Here is an 18,456-nt window from a genome sequence, read left to right on the forward strand (position 1 = left end):
AATGAAAAAAGTCGATCCCCAGCGCCATGCCGAGCGCATGGCCCACAAGCAGAAGATCATGCATGAGCGCATCGCCAAGGCCGACAAGGAGCAGGGCGTGCTGCTGGTGCTCACCGGCCCCGGCAAGGGCAAGAGCAGCTCCGGCTTCGGCATGCTGGCACGCGCCCTCGGCCACGGCATGCAGGTGGGTGTGGTGCAGTTTATCAAGGGCGCCTTCAGTACCGGCGAGGAGGCCTTCTTCCGCCAGCTGCCGAACGTGGAGTACCACGTAATGGGCGAGGGCTACACCTGGGACACCCAGGACCGTGAGCGGGACATCCAGACCGCCGAGGCGGCCTGGGAGGTGGCCCGGCGCATGCTCGGCGACGAGCACTTCGATATGGTGCTGCTCGACGAGCTCAATATCGCCCTGCGCCACGGTTACCTCGACCTCGACCGGGTGCTGGACGACCTCCAGACCCGCCCGGCCATGCAGCACGCCATCGTCACCGGGCGCCACGCCCCCGAAGCGCTGATCGAACTGGCCGACACCGTCACCGAGATGAAAGTGGTCAAGCACGCCTTCAAGGATCAGGGAGTGAGGGCTCAGAAGGGCGTCGAGCTATGAGCTTCGAGCACGCCTTCTCCGAGGCACAGCGGGCCGGTGTCTATCGCGCCATCCACGAGCGCCGGGACGTGCGTTCTCAATTCTTGCCCGACCCCATCCCGCCGGCGGTGCTGGCGCGATTGCTGGAAGCCGCGCATCACGCCCCCTCGGTGGGCTTCATGCAGCCCTGGGATTTCCTGGTGATCGACAGCCTAGAGGTGCGTCGGCAGGTGCACGATATCTTTATCCGGGAAAACGAGAAGGGTGCCAGGCAGTTCTCGGGTGAGCGGCAGCAGCGCTATCGTAGCCTGAAGCTCGAGGGCATTCTCGATAGCCCTCTCAATCTCTGCATTACCTGCGATCGCCGCCGGGGCGACGGCCCAGTGCTGGGCCGCACTAGCATCGTCGACATGGACCTGTTCAGTACCTGCCTGGCCGTCCAGAACCTCTGGCTGGCGGCCCGGGCGGAAGGCATCGGCGTGGGCTGGGTCAGCATCCTCGACCAGGGCGAGCTGGCCACGGTGCTGGGCCTGCCGGAGCAGGTCTACCCACTGGCCTATCTATGTATCGGCTATGTCAGCGAGTTTCTGGGCGAGCCGGAGCTGGCCCGCAAGGGCTGGCGTCAGCGGCTGCCGCTGGCCGAGCTGGTGCATGCTAATGGCTGGGGGCGAGGGGTCACCGATGACGAGCTTCGCCAGGCACTGGGGGACTCATGCCGACCCTGATGATCCAGGGCACCACCTCGGATGCGGGCAAGAGCACGGTGGTGGCCGCGTTGTGCCGCGCGCTCCATCGTCGTGGGGTGTCGGTCGCCCCGTTCAAGCCGCAGAACATGGCGCTGAACAGCGCGGTGACGGTGGATGGCGGCGAGATCGGACGCTCCACGGCGCTGCAGGCGCTGGCGGCCGGCATCGAGCCGCATAGCGATATGAACCCGGTGCTGCTCAAGCCGGAGAGCGACCGCGGTGCCCAGGTGATCCTGCGTGGCCAGGTGCATGGCCATATGGATGCCCTGGACTACCACGCCTACAAGCGCGAGGCGAAGGCCTCCATGCTGGCGGCCTGGGAGGCGCTGTCGAGCCGTTATGAGGTGATCATCGCCGAGGGGGCGGGCAGCCCGGCGGAGGTCAACCTGCGCGAGAACGATATCGCCAACATGGGCTTCGCCGAGGCGGTGGATTGCCCGGTGCTGCTGGTGGGGGATATCGACCGCGGCGGCGTCTTCGCCCAGCTGGTGGGCACACTCGAGCTGCTTAGCGAGAGCGAGCGGGCACGCACCCGGGGCGTTATCATCAACCGATTCCGCGGCGATATGGCGCTGCTGCAGCCGGGGTTGGACTGGCTGGATGAGTACACCGGCAAGCCGGTGCTGGGCACCTTGCCCTACCTGCAGGGGCTGGTGCTGGACGCCGAGGACAGCCTGGGCTTGGAGAGCAGGAGCCAGGGGGAACCGTCGCTGCGCGTGGTGGTGCTGGCGCTGCCGCGCATCAGCAACCACAACGACTTCGATCCACTGCGCCTGCACCCGCGGGTGGCGCTCACCTTCGTGGGGCCGGATCGGCCCATTCCGCCGGCCGACCTGATCATCCTGCCGGGCAGCAAGAGCACCCGCGCGGATCTCGCCTGGCTGCGCGCCCAGGGCTGGGAGGCGGCCATCCGCCGCCATCTACGTTATGGTGGCAAGCTGCTGGGGATCTGTGGTGGTTTCCAGATGCTGGGCGACTGGATCCACGACCCCGCGGGGCTGGAGGGGGCGGCCGGCTCGGCGCCGGGGCTGGGGCTGCTCGAGATGGAGACCCGCATGGTGGCCGGCAAACAGCTGCGCAACGTGAGCGGACGCCTGCTGCCCGAGGGCGTGCCGATCGCCGGCTACGAGATCCACAACGGCGTTACCACGGGGCCGGCGCTCGAGCGCCCCCTGTGCGAGCTGGTGGGGCGCCCGGACGGGGCAGTGAGCGACGACGGCCGGGTGCTGGGCACCTACCTGCATGGCCTTTTCGATCAGCCCGCGGCCGGTGCGGCACTGCTGGCCCGCTGCGGGCTGGAGGAGGCAGGCGAGGCGGTGGACCTGGCCGCCCACCGCCAGGCGGAGCTCGATCGACTGGCCGATGCCCTGGAAGCGCATCTTGATATGTCCGCTATTCAGCGGTTGTTGCGGTGTTAACGCCAGGCGTCTCGTGAGCGGGCTACAGCGTGACCCGGTCGATGAAGCGGCGGAAGTACATCTCCACGCGCAGGGTGAGTGCCCAGCGCGGGTCACGGTCGACCTCACGAGGGAAGTGCAGGGCCGGGGCGACGTCGAGGAAGGTGAAGCCCTTGTGGATGTCGCGGCGGAAACGTAGCTGCAGGTAACTGTCCTCGATGGTGGTGTGGGAGAGGCTCTCGCCCAGCACCACCGCGGAGTAGCGCAGCACGCTGCGGTTGTTGATGCGCTGGTTGAGCTCGGCGGCCTGGCTGAACTCCAGGGTGTCTTCCGTCTCGCGCCACTGCACGTTGCTGATGAAGCGCAGGTGGCGCTTCTCGTCTACCGGGCGGCCCAGGTCCCAGCGGGTGCGCGCCGAGTAGCCATCCTCGTTGAACCAGGAAAGGCGGTTGTCGCTATGCAGCTGCCAGGGGCCGTCGTCCAGGGTCCAGAGCCGCTGGGTGGTGACACGGGCGTAAGGGTCGAGGGGCAGGCGCACCTTCACGCCAGCGCCCAGCTCGGTGTCCCACTCCCGGGTCCTGTCGCCGTCCCCCAGGCGGCGCAGCCCCACCAGCACGTCCTCGATGCTGTCGACGCGGTCATCGGTCAGCGAGGACTCCTGTTCGCCGAGGGTGCCACGAGTCTCATCCGGCTCACTCTCGATGATCAGGCGCAGGCGCTCCTCGGTGGTGGGCAGGTCGAGACGGAATCGGGCGCCCAGGTCCTGATCGAACTCCTCGCCCTCCTTCCAGGCGAGCTCCTGGCTAATGCGCAGGTAGGAGTCGGAGTCCACGGTAAGGGCGTCGGTGGTACCGAAGAAGCTGTCGATGCTGCGGGACGTGCCATCCACCCAGTCGGTCATGGTGGCCTGAAAGGGGCCGATACGCTTTTCCGCCCATTCGGGCAGGTCGCTATCGTCATGGGGCATCTGAATGTCGGCCTGGGCATGGGGCATCAGGCTCAACGATGCGGCAAGGGCGATGAGCGTCTTTCGCATCTCTAGGATCTCGCGTGAATTCGTTTACGGCAGTCTATCCGAACCAGCCCTTCATGACCTCGGTAATTCGGCGCATTTCCTGTGCCGAAGTGATATAGGCCGGCATGGTGTAGAGCCAGCGGCCGATGGGGCGCAGCCAGACGCCTCGCTCCCGTGCCCAGTCATCCACTCCGACGAGGTCCGCCGCGTCATGGGTCTCGATCACCGCGGTGGCACCCAGCACGCGTATGTCCGTGATTGCCGGGTGTTCGGCCAGGCGTGTGTCGTCGAGCAGCTCGTTGTGTAGTACCTCGTTGAGCGCGGCGATGCGGCCCAGGTAGTCCTCCTCCTCGAACACCGCCAGGCTCTCCAGGGCCACGGCGCAGGCCAGCGGGTTGCCCATGAAGGTGGGGCCGTGCATGAAGGCATGCAGGGGGGAGTCGCCGACGAAGGCATCATGCACCCGGCCGGTAGCCAGCGTCGCGGCGTGGCCGAGATAGCCGCCGGTAAGCCCCTTGGAGAGCACCATGACATCGGGCGTGACATCGGCATGGTCGGCGGCGAACATCCGCCCGGTCCGTCCGAAGCCGGTGGCCACCTCGTCGAAGACCAGCAGCACGTCAAATTCGTCGCACAGCTTCCGAGCTCCACGCAGATACTGGGGCGAGGTCATGTTGAGCCCGCCGGCGGCCTGCAGCAGCGGTTCCATCAGCAGGGCGGCGATCTCGTGGTGGTGGCGTTCCAGCACCACGCGCAGGGCGGCGAGGTCCTGCTCCACCGCATCGGGCTCGGCATCGAAGGGGGCGGTGGGCGCCGGGGCGAAGTGGTGGCGCGGCAGGTAGCCGGCAAACAGCGAGTGCATCCCCTCCTCGGGGTCGCACACCGCCATGCAGCCGGCGGTATCGCCGTGGTAGGCCTTCATCAGCGAGAGCAGTCGGTGCTTGCCGGGCCGGCCGTGCAGCTGGTGGTACTGCACGGCCATCTTCATGGCCACCTCCATGCCCACCGAGCCGCTGTCGGAGAAGAAGACGTGGTCGAGCCCCGCCGGCGTGATGCGCACCAGTTCCCGGGCCAGCCGATCGGCGGGCTCGTGGGTGAGGCCGCCGAGCATCACGTGGCAGAGCGTGTTGGCCTGCTGCTGGATGGCGCGCACCAGCCGCGGGTGGCGATAGCCATGGATCATGCACCACCAGGAGCAGGTGGCGTCGAGCAGCGTCTCGCCGCCTTCCAGGGTGAAGCTTGCCCCTTCTCCGCCGACCACCCTGGGTGCCGGCCGTTGGGTCTTGAGGTGGGCATAGGGATGCCAGACAGGGGATGGACTCAGCAAGGAAGGCATCGGCTGGCTCCGTGGTCGTGAGGGGGGCAAATGACGGACATGCCAAGGCGCCGCCCATCTTGTTGGAGATGACGGACAATATCGCGTCGCAAGCAGGAGAGGTCGTAACGGGAAACTGAGATGGTGCGGATGAGAGGACTTGAACCTCCACGCCCGAAGGCACCAGGACCTAAACCTGGCGTGTCTACCAATTCCACCACATCCGCAAGGGTAGGCAGGTGTTGTATTTTACGGACGCCTTCCGGCAAGTCAATCGCCATCGGGCAGCTCCAGGTGATCCGCGGCGGACGCGGCCAGGGTTTGCGGATCGCCGGCCGGCAGGTGCGGCACGACGCCCAGGCAGGGGGCGTCGAGGGTTCTCGCCAGAGTCGCCAGGTTGTCGCGATAGGGCGCCTCGTCGGCAGCGAATGCCGGGTCCACCAGGCAACCGACCCAGCCGGCCAGGTGCAGCCTATCCGCGGCGATGGCATCACAGGTGAGTCGTGCATGGCTGATGCAGCCCAGGCGTAGTCCCACCACCAGTATCACCGGCAGACTCAGTGCCATGGCCAGGCCGGCGAGGTCCTCGTGGTCGTTCAGCGGCACCCGCCAGCCGCCGGCGCCCTCCACCAGGGTCAGCTCGCGCCCCAGGTTCAGCCCGCCACGGACACTCGCGGCCAGGGTCTCGAGCGTCACGCTCACACCCGCCTCGCGTGCGGCCAGGTGAGGGGCGATGGCCGGCAGGAAGGCATGGGGATTGACGGTGGCATAGGGCACCGGCGGATGGCTCTGGGCCTGCAGCGCCAGGGCATCGGGGTTACGCGGCCCTTCGGCGGTTGACTCGCTGCCCGAGGCGACGGGCTTGAGTCCCAGGGTGGATAGCTCCCGGCGGCGGGCCAGGGCCAGCAGGCCGGAGGTGATCAGGGTCTTGCCGGCATCGGTGTCCGTACCGGTCACGAAGTAGGCGGGCATCTCAGCGAACGAGCTCCAGCGTCAGCAGGTGGTAGGTGACAGGCAGCCCTGTGGGTTCGCGCAGGGACTCGTACCGCCGCCTGGCGCGAGCGAGGTCGGCGCGAGTCAGGTGTCCCGCAGGGCGCGAGACCTGGGCGCCGATGCCCTTGATGGAGGCCATCACCGCGGCCAGGTCGACATAGTGGAAACGTGGCCGGCTGGCAGCCACCGCCACACGGCGGAAGCCGGCCAGGTGCGCCGCCTCCAGGTATCGCTCGCGCTGGCGAAAGTCGAGCAGGGCAGCGGGGTGACCGGGGCGTTGCCAGGCGTGACTGACCTCGGCAAGGGTGCCTGGCCCCAGGGTATTGATCAGCGCTTGGCCACCGGGGCGCAGCACGCGATGCAGTTCCGCCATCACGGCATCGAGGTCGGGGCACCATTGCAGGGCGAGGTTGGAGAACACCAGTTCCAGGCGGCCATCGGCAAGTGGCAGGGCGGTGGCATTGCCACACACCCACTGCACCCGGTCGTCGTGATCACGACGGGCGACCTCCAGCATCCCCCGGGCGAGATCCAGGCCCACGATGCGGGCATCGGGAGCGAAGTGCTCGGCCAGTCGCTGGCTCCACTGGCCCGGGCCGCAGCCAAGGTCGAGCACCGACGCCGCCCTGGGCGGGAGTCGGGCCCAGAGTGTCTCTCCCATGGCCTGCTGGGCCGTCGCCAGGCGTTCGTAGTTGTCGGCGGCACGCGAGAAGGCGTGGGCCACGCGGCGCTGCCAGTCGTCGCTTGTTGCCGCATGGGGCAGGGCAGGCGTGTTCATGCGTGGGTACCCTCCGGGCGTGAGCTAGCGCCATTGGTAAGACACTCACGGGTCAGCACGACCAGGCCCTCGGCCAGCTCAGCGGGGCGCGAGAGCATCGGGCAATGGCCGGCGCCGTGGATGCGCCTGTCAGCACCCTGGCGCAGCGTCTCGGCCAGCAGCGGGTCGTCAGCGCCGGCCAGGGTGCGCACCGGACAGGGTGGTGCGGCCAGGGTGTCGCCGATATCCAGGGTGGCCAGCCAGTGGAGGCCCGCGGCGAGACTCGCTGCGTCGGGGCTCGGGTCGTCATGGAGAAGGTCGCGCAGGAGGCGGTGGGTGTCGCCAGGGGATGTTTCGCCGCCGAGCATCCAGCGTCGGAAGTGGGCCAGGGCGGCTGCGGGATCACGGGCGAAGGCGTGATGGAAGGCGGCCAGTTCCCGCGAGCCGACGCCTCCGGGGTGGCAGAAGGTCGGACCCATGCCCAGCAGGATCAGTCCTCGGGGCGGTACCAGGCTTGTCGGCAGGCGCCTGAGCAGGCTGGCCGCCAGCAGCCCACCCAGCGACCAGCCCACCCAGACCGCATCGGGGTGAAGCTCATCGGCCATGGTGGCGGCCAGGGCGTCGAGGTCGGTGGGGGATGCCAACGGCGGCCGGCCGCCATACCCCGGCCAGTCGGGCGCAGCGATGGTGACTCCCGCCGGCCAGTGGCGCGCCAGTGGCCGCCAGACTCGGGTGTCGACCCCCCAGCCGGAAAGCAGCACCAGGCGGGTCATGTCAGCATCTCTCCACCGGTTACGGTGTGCCGGGCCCAGCAGTCGGCCAGGCCCTCGAGCAGGGCGTTCAGGTCGTCGTCGGTATGGGCGGCGGAGAGGGTGATGCGCAGTCGCGCCTGGCCGCGTGGCACCGTGGGCTCGCGGATGGCGCCCACCTGGATGCCGCGCTCGGCGAGGTGTGCGGCCCAGGCCATGACCGTTGCATCATCGCCCAGCACCACCGGCTGGATCGGCGTGGAACTGGCCATCAGTGGCAGCCCCAGCGTCGCCGCCTCGCGGCGAAAGCGGGCGATCAGCGCGTGCAGCCGGGTGCGGCGTTGCGGCTCGGAGGCAAGGATCTCCAGCGCGGCGAGCGTGGCCGCCGCCACTCCCGGCGGCTGGGCCGTGGTGTAGATGTAGGGGCGGGCGAACTGGACCAGGTGCTCGACCAGTGCCTCGCTTCCTGCCACGAAGGCGCCGGCGGTGCCCAGCGCCTTGCCGAGCGTGCCCACCAGCACCGGCACCTCGTCCATGCCGTGGGTGTGGCCGACGCTGCCATCGCCGCGCTCGCCGAGTACACCCAGGCCGTGGGCATCGTCGATCATCAACCAGGCCCCGTGGCGGCGCGCCGTCGTGGCAAGCCCGGGGATGTCGGCGATGTCGCCATCCATGCTGAAGACGCCGTCGCTCACCACCAGCCGCAGGGCCCCTGTCGCGCTGCGCTCCAGCAGCCGGTCGAGGTCGGCCAGATCAGCATGATGGAAGCGTCGCGAACGGGCACCGGCAAGTCGGGCGCCATCGATCAGTGAGGCGTGGTTGAGGCGATCCTGGAAGACCCGGGTCTCCTCGTCGCAGAGCGCCTGCAGTACGCCCAGGTTGGCCATGTAGCCGGTGGAGAAGAGTAGCGCCCGTGGGCGACCGGTGAGATCGGCAAGGCGGCCCTCGAGTGCCTCGTGAACCGCGAGGTGGCCATTGACCAGGTGCGAGGCACGGGCCCCGGCACCATGGCGCCTGGCACCCTCGGCCATCGCCTCGGCAAGGCGCGGGTCCCGTGCCAGGCCCAGGTAGTCGTTACCGGCGAAGTCGCACAGCGCGCTTGTTGGCTGCCCGATGTGGCGGTGTCGCCACAGGCCCGCCGATCGGCGGGCCTGGGTGCGTGCGGCGAGCCGGTCTGCCCAGTCGTGGACGGCCATTGCTCAGCTCTGGCTGGCGTCGTAGGTCAGCTCGCTGGCCCGGGCGGCGGCTTTCCGCGCCGCCTGACGGGCCAGGTCGGCCTCGACGCGGGCGGCCACGCTCGTCTGAACCTGGTCGTCATCGACGCAGGTGTCTCTGCGCTCGGGATGCAGGCCGAGCCTTGTGAACAGCACCCGGTCGCGCTCGGCCTGGGGGTTGGCGGTGGTCAGCAGCCTCTCGCCGTAGAAGATCGAGTTGGCCCCGGCCAGGAAGGCCAGTGCCTGGGTCGAATCATCCATCTGCTCACGGCCGGCGGAGAGGCGCACGTGGCTCTTCGGCATCAGGATGCGTGCCACGGCGATGGCGCGGATGAACTCGATGGGGTCGAGGTCGTCCACCGCCTCGAGGGGCGTGCCGGGCACCTTGACCAGCATGTTGATGGGCACCGACTCCGGGTGCGGCTCGAGGCGCGCCAGCTGCTGGAGCAGGGCGGCGCGGTCGCGGGGCGCCTCGCCCATTCCCAGTATCCCGCCGGCGCACACCTTCATGCCCGCGTCACGCACGTGGCCAAGGGTCGCCAGGCGGTCGGCGTAGCTGCGTGTAGTGATGATCTCGCCATAGTACTCCGGTGAGGTATCGAGGTTGTGGTTGTAGTAGTCGAGCCCGGCTTCGGCCAGGCGCCCGGCCTGTTCGCCATCGACCATGCCGAGCGTCATGCAGGTCTCGAGCCCCAGCGCCTTGACCCGCCGGACCATCTCCAGCACCACCTTGAGGTCGCGCTCGCGGGGGCTCTTCCAGGCCGCCCCCATGCAGAAGCGGCTGGCGCCGGCGTCCTTGGCCGCCCGGGCCTGCGCCACCACCTTCTCGATCTCCAGCAGCTTCTCCCTGCCCAGGCCGGTGTTGTAGTGGCCGGACTGCGGACAGTACTTGCAGTCCTCGGGGCAGGCGCCGGTCTTGATCGAGAGCAGGGTGGAGACCTGTACAGCGTTGGGGTCGAAGTGGGCGCGATGCACCCGCTGGGCCCGGAACAGCAGGTCGTTGAAGGGCAGGGCGAAGAGTGCCTCGATCTCGTCGAGGGTCCAGTCGTGGCGCACCTCGCTCGGGGTGGCTAGGTTCTGGGTATCGACTGCACAGGACGGCGGCGTCGGTGTCATGGGGGAGTGCCTATGGTCAACTTTGTGGGAATTAACAGGTTGACGGATAGCTTACGGTCCGAGATGACGATGTCAACTCGCATTGGTCTTCTGGTTGACAGAGTGCTGCGCCGGGCCCTGCCGGGGCGATGCGCCTTCTGCCTCGCGCCGGCCCTCGCCGAGCGGCCCTGGTGCCAGGCCTGCTTCGAGGGGCTGCCGTGGAACCTGCCCGCCTGCCCCCTGTGTGGCGAGCCGCAGCCCGAGGCGTGGCGGGGCCGGACCTGTGGCGCCTGCCTGCGCCAGCCACCGGCCTTCGTGCGTACTCGGGCACCGCTGCGCTACAGCGACGAGATCGCCTGGCTGGTGCGGCGCTTCAAGTTCCAGGCCTCACCGCGGGCCGGAACGGTGCTGCTGGCGCTGCTGGAAACGGCACTGAGCGAGGAGGCGACGGCGTGGCCCGAGGCGCTGGTGCCGGTTCCACTGCATGCGCGTCGTGCCCGCGGGCGCGGCTTCGACCAGGCCGAGTGGCTGGCGGCAAGGCTGGCCAGGCGACTGGGGGTGCCGCTGCTGCGCGGTCGACGCCTGCATGATACGCCCAGTCAGCGGGGGCTCGACCGCCACGAGCGGCGGTCTAATCTGCGCGGAGGCTTCCGGATGCAGGACTCCCTGCCGGCGCGTGTGGCACTGCTTGACGACGTGATGACGACCGGCGCTACCCTGGAGGCCCTGGCTCGCGCCTGTCTGGCCGCCGGAGCCGAGGAGGTGGAGGCCTGGGCGGTGGCACGCACGCCACTGGGGGAAATATGAGCAAAGCCTGGTAGAGTGGGGTTTTCCCTGGAGGATGGACCATGGACGCCGATCTGCACCCCTTCTCCACTCTGTCGCCCGCCCGGGTCGTGGCGGCCATCGAGTCGCTGGGCTTCTGGCTGCCAGGCGAGCCCTTCGCGTTGAACAGCTACGAGAACCGTGTCTACCTGGTCCACGATGACGAGCGCCGTCGCTGGGTGGCCAAATTCTATCGCCCGGAGCGCTGGAGCGATGCGCGCATCCAGGAGGAGCATGACTTCCTGGCCGAGCTGGCCGCGGAGGAGGTGGCGGTGGCCGCTCCCTGGTGTGATGAAGCGGGGCACAGCCTGCACCGGGCCGAGGGTTTCCGTTTCGCGCTCTTTCCGCAACTGCCGGGTCAGGCGCCGGAACTTGCGAACCCCGCCCACCTGTTTGCCCTGGGCGAACTGATCGGCAGCGTGCATGCGGTGGGTGAGCGGAAGCCCTTCAGGCACCGCGGCGCCATGGACATGGATGGCATGGTGCTCGACGCCCGCGAACGTGTGCTCGCCGGCCCCTGGCTGGGTCGCCTTCAGCGCCAGGCCTATGAGCGTGTCACGACGGCGCTGCATGAAGCGCTGGTGGCATATCGCTGGGACCCAGAGCAGGCGATACGCGTCCATGGTGACTGCCATATCGGCAATATCCTGGGTCGCGACGAATACTTCGCGCTGGTGGACTTCGACGACTGTCTGATGGCCCCGGCGGTGCAGGATCTGTGGATGCTGATCACCGCGCAGGCCCCGGAGGAGCGGCACATGCAGCTCTCGGAGGTGATCGAAGGCTACGAGCAGCACCGCGAGTTCGACCGCCGCGAACTGGCCCTGGCCGAGCCGCTGCGTACCCTTCGCCTGCTGCGTCACAGCGCCTGGCTGGTGTCACGCTGGGAGGACCCGGCCTTTCCGGTAGCCTTTCCCTGGCTGGCAGATGCGGGTTACTGGGACGGCCATATCAGGACCCTGGAGCAGCAGCGCCAGGCGCTCGAGCGGGCGCCGCGCTGGTTGGCATGAAGACGCCGCGCCTCTTCTGGACGAAGAGGCGCGGATCAGCTGTCGGTGGGGGGGATTACTGGGCGTCGGGGTCGGGCTGCTCGGCGGGGATCGGGTTGGCGACGCCGTCACCCTCGGCCTGACGACGTTCGATATTGATCTGCTCGGAGGGATTCTCCTGCTCCTCGATGGCCAACTCGCTGGCCACCTGGAGCTCGAAGCCGTGTTCCGGGGTGATCTCGCAGCGGCCGTCCTGGCAGGCATTGATACCGAACTCGCCGTCGCTGTCGTAGGCCGCGGCGGAGATCTCGCCGCTGTAGATGTGGCTGTCGCTGCCTTCGGTGTCGATGCAGGTGACGCTGGAGGTGGTGATACGGATGCGTTCGCCATCGAGCTGCGCATCACCGACCATCACGCAGTAATCGGGTACCTGATGGCTACCGCTGCCATCGGCCACCGGGCGCAGCAGGATGTCGTCCTGGCGAGGCGCCTCGGCGTCGAGGCTCAATGACGAGACCACCTGCACTTCCAGGCGGGCATCGGCGGGAAGCACCAGGGTGGTGGCGAAGGCCAGGGAGGGGGCCAGCAGGAGGCCCAGCAGCAGGGGTGTCTTGGTCATGTCGGGCTCTCGCGGAAAGATCTGCACAGCATGAAAGACTGCATAATATCACAGCCTGACGCATCGACTCACCGCCGGGTTTCGGGTGCGGCAGGATGTCGCGAGGGATGGCATGGCGAGAACGCGTCGGCCGAGATGCCGAAAGGGGGCGGCGGGCTGCTAGACTATTGGCTTGGAGTGACAAAAAATTGTACAGGAATGTGTCCCTGTATATATTATGTACATGAAAGCTGGCAATCAGTGACGACCTGACGGGGCCCCCATGACAGAAGAGCTCGCCAACCACTACCGACAGATCATCCTCGCGCTGGGCGAGGATCCCGAGCGGGAGGGACTGCGTGACACGCCCAAGCGTGCCGCCAAGGCCATGCAGTTCCTTAACCGCGGTTATCTCCAGTCGCTGGAGGAGATCGTCAATGGCGCTGTCTTTGCGTCGGAGACCGACGAGATGGTGTTGGTCAAGGATATAGAGCTCTATTCCATGTGTGAGCACCACCTGCTGCCCTTCATCGGCAAGTGCCATATCGCCTACCTGCCCGATGGCAAGGTGCTGGGGCTCTCCAAGTTCGCGCGTATCGTCGACATGTTCGCCCGGCGCATGCAGATCCAGGAGAACCTCACCCGCCAGATCGCCGAGGCCGTCCAGGAGGTGACCGGCGCCCGTGGTGTGGCGGTGGTGATCGAGGCTCGCCATCTGTGCATGATGATGCGCGGCGTCGAGAAACAGAACTCCAGCATGACCTCCTCGGTGATGCTCGGCGCCTTCCGACAGAACCAGTCGACCCGTCAGGAGTTCCTGACGCTGATCAACGGGCGCTGAATCCAGGCGCATACTCTTGAGAGCCCAGGAGAGCCGGCCATGCCGCTGCATGCCATTGACGACCAGCACTTCGACCACGATCTGGCAACCATTCGCATCAAGAACCTTCGCCTGCGCACCCATATCGGGATAAAAGAAGAGGAGATCAAGAATCGTCAGGACGTGGTGATCAACGCGGTGATCCGCTATCGCGCCGACAAGGCGGTGGCGTTCAACCATATCGAGCAGGCATTGAATTACCGCACCATCACCAAGCAGGTGATCGCCCATGTCGAGGAGAACCGTTTCCTGCTGCTCGAGCGCATGACCCGCGAGGTACTCGACCTGATCATGGCCCACGAGCAGGTGTTGACCGCCCAGGTCGAGATTGACAAGCCCCACGCCCTGCGCTTCGCCGACTCGGTCTCCATTACCCTCTCCGAGAGCCGTCAGCTTCGTTGAGAAAGCCGTCAGCTTCGTTGAGAGAGCCGTCAGCTTCTTTGAGAGAGCCGCACGAGCCGCGTTGATGCTGGCGTGCGAAAAGGTGGGCCCCGCGCTTGGAGTGCCGGGGCCTTTGCGCTTAGCATGAGGGCAAACCGACCAGTGCCGCGATGCGGCGGGAGAACAATATGCAAGCCCTCAAGGAAACGCAGCTCTACTGTCCCTTCGCCTATATCGATGGCAGTTGGGTAGCCGCGGACAGTGGCGAACAGATCCAGGTCGTCAACCCGGCCACCGGCGAGGCCATGGGTGACGTGCCACGCCTGGGACGTGCCGAGACCGATCGCGCCATCGAGGCCGCTCATGCGGCCCTGCCTGCCTGGAAGGGGCTGAGCGCCCTGGAGCGTGCCGACATCCTGATGAAGTGGTACGAGCTGATGCTCGAGCATCAGGATGACCTGGCGATGATCATGACCTTCGAGCAGGGCAAGCCGCTCAAGGAAGCCGCCGGGGAGATCGCCTACGCGGCGAGTTTCCTGCGCTGGTTCGCCGAGGAGGCACGGCGTGTCTACGGTGATACCGTTCCCGCCGCCAAGGCCAATCAGCGCATCGTGGTGACCAAGCAGCCGGTGGGCGTGGTCGGGGCCATCACCCCCTGGAACTTCCCTGCTGCCATGATCACCCGCAAGGCCGGGGCGGCCCTGGCCGCTGGCTGTACCATCGTCTGCAAGCCGGCCAGCCAGACGCCGTTCTCGGCCACCGCCCTGGCCCTGCTGGCCGAGCGCGCCGGCGTGCCACGCGGCGTGTTCAACGTGGTACCCGGGCGTGCCAGCGAGATCGCCGCGGCCATGACCGAGTCGCCGCTGGTGCGCAAGATCACCTTCACCGGCTCCACCGAGGTCGGGCGTGAGCTGATGGCCAACGCCGCGCAGCATATCCAGAAGATCTCTCTGGAGCTGGGCGGCAACGCGCCTTTCATCGTCTTCGAGGATGCCGACCTGGACGCCGCGGTGGAGGGTGCCATGGCGGCGAAGTTCCGCAATGCCGGGCAGACCTGTGTCTGCACCAACCGCTTCCTGGTGCAGTCCAGCGTGGTCAACGCCTTCTGCGAGAAGCTCGCCGTGGCCATGCACAGCGAGCTCAGGGTGGGCGACGGCACCCAGCCTGATATCAACATCGGCCCGCTGATCGATGACAAGGCGGTGGCCAAGGTGAGCGAGCACGTACAGGATGCCGTGGACAAGGGCGCCGAGCTGCTGCTTGGCGGCCACCCGCACCCGCTGGGCGGTAACTTCTTCACGCCGACCCTGATCAGCTTCGCCACCGACCAGATGAAGGTGGCCCGGGAGGAGACCTTCGGCCCGCTGGCCGCGGTGTTCCCCTTCGATGACGAGGAGAGCGCGGTGGCGATGGCCAACGATACCGAGTACGGCCTCGCCGCCTACTTCTACTCCCGTGACCTGGGCCGTGTGTGGCGCGTCGCCGATGCCCTGGAGTACGGCATGGTCGGCATCAACACCGGCCTGATCTCCAACGCCGCCGCCCCCTTCGGTGGGGTCAAGGCGTCCGGCCTGGGTCGCGAGGGCGGCCACCAGGGGCTGGAGGAGTTCCTGGAGACCAAGTACCTCTGCATCGATCTGGGGTGACCGGGCTTCGCCCGGAGCTGTAAGTCCCCGGCTCCGCCGGGAGCTGGAAGAACGCCCGCTTCGCGGGCTTAAGCTGGAAGAAAAATCGCCTCCATGGCCTGGCCATGGAGGCGATTCACATTAGGGTGCTTTCCAGCTTCCAGCTTCCAGCTTCCAGCTTCCAGCTCGCCGCAGGCGTCAGTGCCTGAAGTGGCGCATGCCGGTGAACACCATGGCGATGCCGGCCTCGTTGGCGGCGTCGATCACCTCCTGGTCGCGCATGGAGCCGCCGGGCTGGATCACCGCGGCGATGCCGGCGGCGGCGGCGGCGTCGATGCCATCGCGGAAGGGGAAGAAGGCGTCACTGGCCATCACCGAGCCCGGCACCGAGAGGCCCTCGTCGGCGGCCTTGATGCCGGCGATCTTGGCGGAGTAGACGCGGCTCATCTGACCGGCGCCCACGCCGATGGTCTGGCCATCCTTGGCGTAGACGATGGCGTTGGACTTGACGTACTTGGCCACCTTCCAGGCGAAGGCCAGGTCGCGCAGCTCCTGCTCGGTGGGCACGCGCTCGCTGACCACGGTGAGCTCGTCGCGGCCGACCATGCCCAGGTCGCGGTCCTGGACCAGCAACCCGCCGGTGACCCGCTTGAAGTCGTGGGCATGGCCACGGCTGCCGGGCCAGTGGGCACCGACGTCGAGCAGGCGCACGTTCTGCTTCTCGGCGACGATCTCGGCGGCCTCGGCTTCTACGCCGGGGGCGATGATCACCTCGACGAACTGGCGGTCGATGATGGCGCGGGCGGTGTCGGCATCCAGCGGCACGTTGAAGGCGATGATGCCGCCGAAGGCGCTGGTGGGGTCGGTGGCGAAGGCCTTGTCGTAGGCCTCCAGTGCGCTGGCGCCCACCGCCACGCCGCAGGGGTTGGCGTGCTTGACGATCACGCAGGCGGTATCGCTGAAGGCCTTGACGCACTCGAAGGCGGCATCAGTGTCGGCGACATTGTTGAAGGAGAGCGCCTTGCCGTTGAGCTGTACGGCGGTCGCCACGCTGGGCTCGCTGGCATCGGCCTCCACGTAGAAGGCGGCGTTCTGGTGCGGGTTCTCGCCGTAGCGCATGGCCTGCTTCTTCTCGAACTGCAGGTTGTAGGTGCGCGGGAAGCCGTCTTCGCCGCCGGGGACGCGCTGGCCGAGATAGTCGGCGATGGCGGCGTCGTAGCCGGCGGTGTGTTCGAAGGCCTTCACCGCCAGGTCGAAGCGAGTGGCGTCACTCACCGCGCCGTCCTGGGCGGCGATCTCGCCCAGCACCCGGGCATAGTCGCCGGCGTCCACCACGATGGTGGTGTGGGCGTGGTTCTTGGCGCAGGCGCGCACCATGGTGGGACCGCCGATATCGATATTCTCGATGGCGTCTCCCAGGGTGCAGTCCGGCTTCGCCACGGTCTGGGCGAAGGGGTAGAGGTTGACCACCACCATGTCGATAGGGGCGATATCGTGCTCCGCCATCACCGCATCGTCCTCGCCGCGGCGACCCAGGATACCGCCGTGGATCTTCGGATGCAGGGTCTTGACCCGGCCGTCCATGATCTCGGGGAAACCGGTGTGCTCGGAGACCTCGGTCACCGCTATGGCGTTCTCCTGGAGCAGACGGAAGGTGCCTCCGGTGGAGAGCAGCTCTACGCCTTGCTCGGACAGGCCGCGGGCGAAGTCGACGATGCCGGTCTTGTCGGAGACGCTGATCAGGGCGCGGCGAACCGGGGTGGGGGAGGCTTGGGCCATGGGGACACTCTCTTGACGTCTGGGGCGATGGATGGATAAGCAGAAAGTCGCGGTGGCGGGTCGTGAGTGACGCGCCGAAGGGAGCCGGGGACTCCCTTCGTCATATCAGGTCATACTGCTTGAGTTTCTTGCGCAGGGTGCCGCGATTGAGGCCGAGCATCTCGGCGGCGCGGGTCTGGTTGCCCTGGGTATGCTCGAGCACCGAGGCGAGCAGCGGGGCCTCGACCTCGGCCATTACCATGGCGTAGAGCCCGGTGACTTCACCGCCATCGAGATGGGCAAAGTAGCGGCGCATGGAGAGGTCCACCGCTTCGCGAAGCGGCTGCTGGCCACCTTCCTGCACTGAGAGATCAGGCGTGGCATCGTCCAGTTGGCGGCCTGTCGAAAGCTCTGGGTCGGATGGAAGGGCTTGGCTGTTCATGCGGCTCGTGTTCCTTTCGCGGTCGCACCCGACTCGTCAGGCGCGGTGGCCGACGAATGGGCATGACCAAAGAGGTCATCGATGAAACGGTGCTGGTCGGCAGTGCTCTCGAGGCGGTTGAAGCACCCCCTCAGCTCGCGCCGCTGGGCCTCATGGAAGCGATCGTCGGCGGCCAGGTACCAGCCGACGTGCTTGCGTGCGATACGCACGCCCATGAAGTCACCGTAGAAATCGTGGAGCGAGTCCAGGTGGTCGCGCAGCACGCCGGCACGCTCGCTGTCACTCGGCGGCAACAGGGGTTCGCCATGGCGCAGATAGTGGTTGATCTCGCGGAAGATCCAGGGATTGCCCTGGGCGCCACGCCCGACCATCACCGCATCCGCTCCAGTATAGTCGAGGACCTCGGCGGCCTTCTCGGGTGAGTCGATATCGCCGTTGGCGAACACCGGAATCTTCACCGCCGCCTTGATGGCGGCGATGGTGTCGTACTCGGCGTGTCCGGCGTAGCGCTGCTGGCGGTGACGACCGTGCACCGCCAGGGCCTGGATACCGGCGTCTTCGGCCAGGCGTGCCACGCGCAGGCCATTGTTGCTCTCGGCGCACCAGCCGGTGCGGATCTTCAGGGTCACCGGCACGTCGACTGCTGCCACCACCGCCTCGAGGATCTCGGCCACCAGCGCCTCGTCGCGCAGCAGCGCGGAGCCGGCCGCCTTGTTGCAGACCTTCTTGGCCGGGCAGCCCATGTTGATGTCGATGATCTCGGCGCCCTGGTCGGCGTTGAGGCGGGCGGCCTCGGCCAGCATTGCAGCGTCGCCCCCAGCAATCTGCACGCTGCGCGGCCCGGGCTCGCCGCGGTGGTCCATGCGCAGCCGCGACTTGCGGGTGTGCCACAGGTTGGGATCCGAGGTGACCATCTCGCCAACCACCAGCCCGGCACCCAGGCGGCGACACAGCTGCCGGAAGGGGCGATCGGTGACACCGGCCATCGGCGCCAGGATGGCCCGGTTGGGCAGGGTATGGTCACCGATGCGGGGCAGTGGCTGGCTGGAGTCGGACATGGCTCGGGGCAGTGGCGGCAAGAGGGGGCATAT

General features: G+C 67.5%; 19 protein-coding genes and 1 tRNA gene. 8 read left to right on the forward strand and 12 right to left on the reverse strand.

From position 1 onward, the window contains the following. The first annotated feature begins 1 nt into the window (after position 1). Genes cobO through GRB96_RS14220 form a run of 3 tightly spaced genes read left to right on the forward strand, consistent with a single transcriptional unit; the run spans position 2 to position 2,750 of the window. A complete protein-coding gene (gene cobO, locus GRB96_RS14210) occupies positions 2–607 on the forward strand; it encodes a cob(I)yrinic acid a,c-diamide adenosyltransferase (protein WP_161432734.1) in 606 nt (201 codons plus the stop codon). After that, entirely contained in the window at positions 604–1,311 is a 708-nt protein-coding gene (gene bluB, locus GRB96_RS14215; RefSeq protein WP_161432735.1) for a 5,6-dimethylbenzimidazole synthase, read from the forward strand. The genes cobO and bluB overlap by 4 nt, the downstream gene beginning before the upstream one ends. Then, entirely contained in the window at positions 1,299–2,750 is a 1,452-nt protein-coding gene (locus GRB96_RS14220) for a cobyric acid synthase (protein ID WP_161432736.1), read from the forward strand. Before bluB ends, GRB96_RS14220 begins: the two co-directional genes overlap by 13 nt. 22 nt (positions 2,751–2,772) lie before the next feature. Here GRB96_RS14220 and GRB96_RS14225 read toward each other — a convergent pair whose 3' ends face one another. From GRB96_RS14225 to bioB, 8 genes are all read right to left on the reverse strand, one after another. Next, complete coding sequence (locus GRB96_RS14225; RefSeq protein ID WP_240894181.1) at positions 2,773–3,765, reverse strand: hypothetical protein; 993 nt, start codon at positions 3,763–3,765, stop codon at positions 2,773–2,775. Positions 3,766–3,799: 34 nt separating this feature from the next. After that, a complete protein-coding gene (gene bioA / locus GRB96_RS14230) occupies positions 3,800–5,080 on the reverse strand; it encodes an adenosylmethionine--8-amino-7-oxononanoate transaminase (RefSeq protein WP_161432737.1) in 1,281 nt (426 codons plus the stop codon). A 121-nt stretch (positions 5,081–5,201) separates the two neighbouring features. Further along, a tRNA-Leu gene (locus GRB96_RS14235) sits at positions 5,202–5,286 on the reverse strand. A gap of 43 nt (positions 5,287–5,329) precedes the next feature. Beyond that, entirely contained in the window at positions 5,330–6,031 is a 702-nt protein-coding gene (bioD, locus tag GRB96_RS14240; RefSeq protein ID WP_161432738.1) for a dethiobiotin synthase, read from the reverse strand. A 1-nt stretch (position 6,032) separates the two neighbouring features. Continuing rightward, entirely contained in the window at positions 6,033–6,830 is a 798-nt protein-coding gene (locus tag GRB96_RS14245) for a methyltransferase domain-containing protein (RefSeq protein ID WP_161432739.1), read from the reverse strand. Further along, positions 6,827–7,582 carry an alpha/beta fold hydrolase gene (locus tag GRB96_RS14250; protein ID WP_161432740.1) on the reverse strand — a complete coding sequence of 252 codons (756 nt, stop codon included), beginning with the start codon at positions 7,580–7,582 and terminating at the stop codon, positions 6,827–6,829. Before GRB96_RS14250 ends, GRB96_RS14245 begins: the two co-directional genes overlap by 4 nt. Beyond that, positions 7,579–8,754, reverse strand: a complete 1,176-nt coding sequence (gene bioF / locus GRB96_RS14255; protein ID WP_161432741.1) for an 8-amino-7-oxononanoate synthase — start codon at positions 8,752–8,754, stop codon at positions 7,579–7,581. The genes GRB96_RS14250 and bioF overlap by 4 nt, the downstream gene beginning before the upstream one ends. Positions 8,755–8,757: 3 nt before the next feature. Beyond that, on the reverse strand, positions 8,758–9,888 hold the full coding sequence (gene bioB, locus GRB96_RS14260; RefSeq protein WP_161432742.1) for a biotin synthase BioB: 1,131 nt from the start codon (positions 9,886–9,888) through the stop codon (positions 8,758–8,760). A gap of 69 nt (positions 9,889–9,957) precedes the next feature. Here bioB and GRB96_RS14265 point away from each other — a divergent pair, with 69 nt between their 5' ends. Continuing rightward, on the forward strand, positions 9,958–10,674 hold the full coding sequence (locus GRB96_RS14265) for a ComF family protein (protein ID WP_161432743.1): 717 nt from the start codon (positions 9,958–9,960) through the stop codon (positions 10,672–10,674). 41 nt (positions 10,675–10,715) lie between these two features. Next, positions 10,716–11,702 (forward strand): serine/threonine protein kinase, encoded by a 987-nt coding sequence (locus tag GRB96_RS14270; RefSeq protein WP_161432744.1) that lies wholly within the window; start codon positions 10,716–10,718, stop codon positions 11,700–11,702. Between the two features lie 55 nt (positions 11,703–11,757). On the opposite strand, the gene GRB96_RS14275 is transcribed toward GRB96_RS14270, so the two are convergent. Further along, the gene (locus GRB96_RS14275; protein WP_161432745.1) at positions 11,758–12,300 is read right to left on the reverse strand and encodes a TraB/TrbI/VirB10 family type IV secretion system protein; all 543 of its coding nucleotides are present in this window, start codon (positions 12,298–12,300) and stop codon (positions 11,758–11,760) included. Positions 12,301–12,562: 262 nt separating this feature from the next. Between GRB96_RS14275 and folE the strand changes: the two genes are divergently transcribed. From folE to GRB96_RS14290, 3 genes are all read left to right on the forward strand, one after another. Next, a complete protein-coding gene (folE, locus tag GRB96_RS14280; protein WP_161432746.1) occupies positions 12,563–13,120 on the forward strand; it encodes a GTP cyclohydrolase I FolE in 558 nt (185 codons plus the stop codon). Between the two features lie 39 nt (positions 13,121–13,159). Next, positions 13,160–13,561: a dihydroneopterin triphosphate 2'-epimerase gene (folX, locus tag GRB96_RS14285; RefSeq protein WP_205743548.1), complete on the forward strand. Its 402-nt coding sequence runs from the start codon at positions 13,160–13,162 to the stop codon at positions 13,559–13,561. Positions 13,562–13,728: 167 nt separating this feature from the next. Beyond that, positions 13,729–15,186 carry an NAD-dependent succinate-semialdehyde dehydrogenase gene (locus GRB96_RS14290; RefSeq protein WP_161432747.1) on the forward strand — a complete coding sequence of 486 codons (1,458 nt, stop codon included), beginning with the start codon at positions 13,729–13,731 and terminating at the stop codon, positions 15,184–15,186. Positions 15,187–15,363: 177 nt separating this feature from the next. Here the strand turns inward: GRB96_RS14290 and purH are convergent, their stop codons facing one another. The 3 genes from purH to dusB all read right to left on the reverse strand — a co-directional run bounded on the left by purH (position 15,364) and on the right by dusB (position 18,423). Beyond that, positions 15,364–16,944, reverse strand: a complete 1,581-nt coding sequence (purH, locus tag GRB96_RS14295) for a bifunctional phosphoribosylaminoimidazolecarboxamide formyltransferase/IMP cyclohydrolase (RefSeq protein WP_161432748.1) — start codon at positions 16,942–16,944, stop codon at positions 15,364–15,366. A gap of 100 nt (positions 16,945–17,044) precedes the next feature. After that, entirely contained in the window at positions 17,045–17,365 is a 321-nt protein-coding gene (gene fis / locus GRB96_RS14300) for a DNA-binding transcriptional regulator Fis (RefSeq protein ID WP_161432749.1), read from the reverse strand. Further along, complete coding sequence (dusB, locus tag GRB96_RS14305) at positions 17,362–18,423, reverse strand: tRNA dihydrouridine synthase DusB (RefSeq protein ID WP_161433147.1); 1,062 nt, start codon at positions 18,421–18,423, stop codon at positions 17,362–17,364. Before dusB ends, fis begins: the two co-directional genes overlap by 4 nt. Positions 18,424–18,456: the final 33 nt, after the last annotated feature.

The organism is Halomonas alimentaria (assembly GCF_009902005.1).
Taxonomy (GTDB): Bacteria; Pseudomonadota; Gammaproteobacteria; order Pseudomonadales; family Halomonadaceae; genus Halomonas; species Halomonas alimentaria.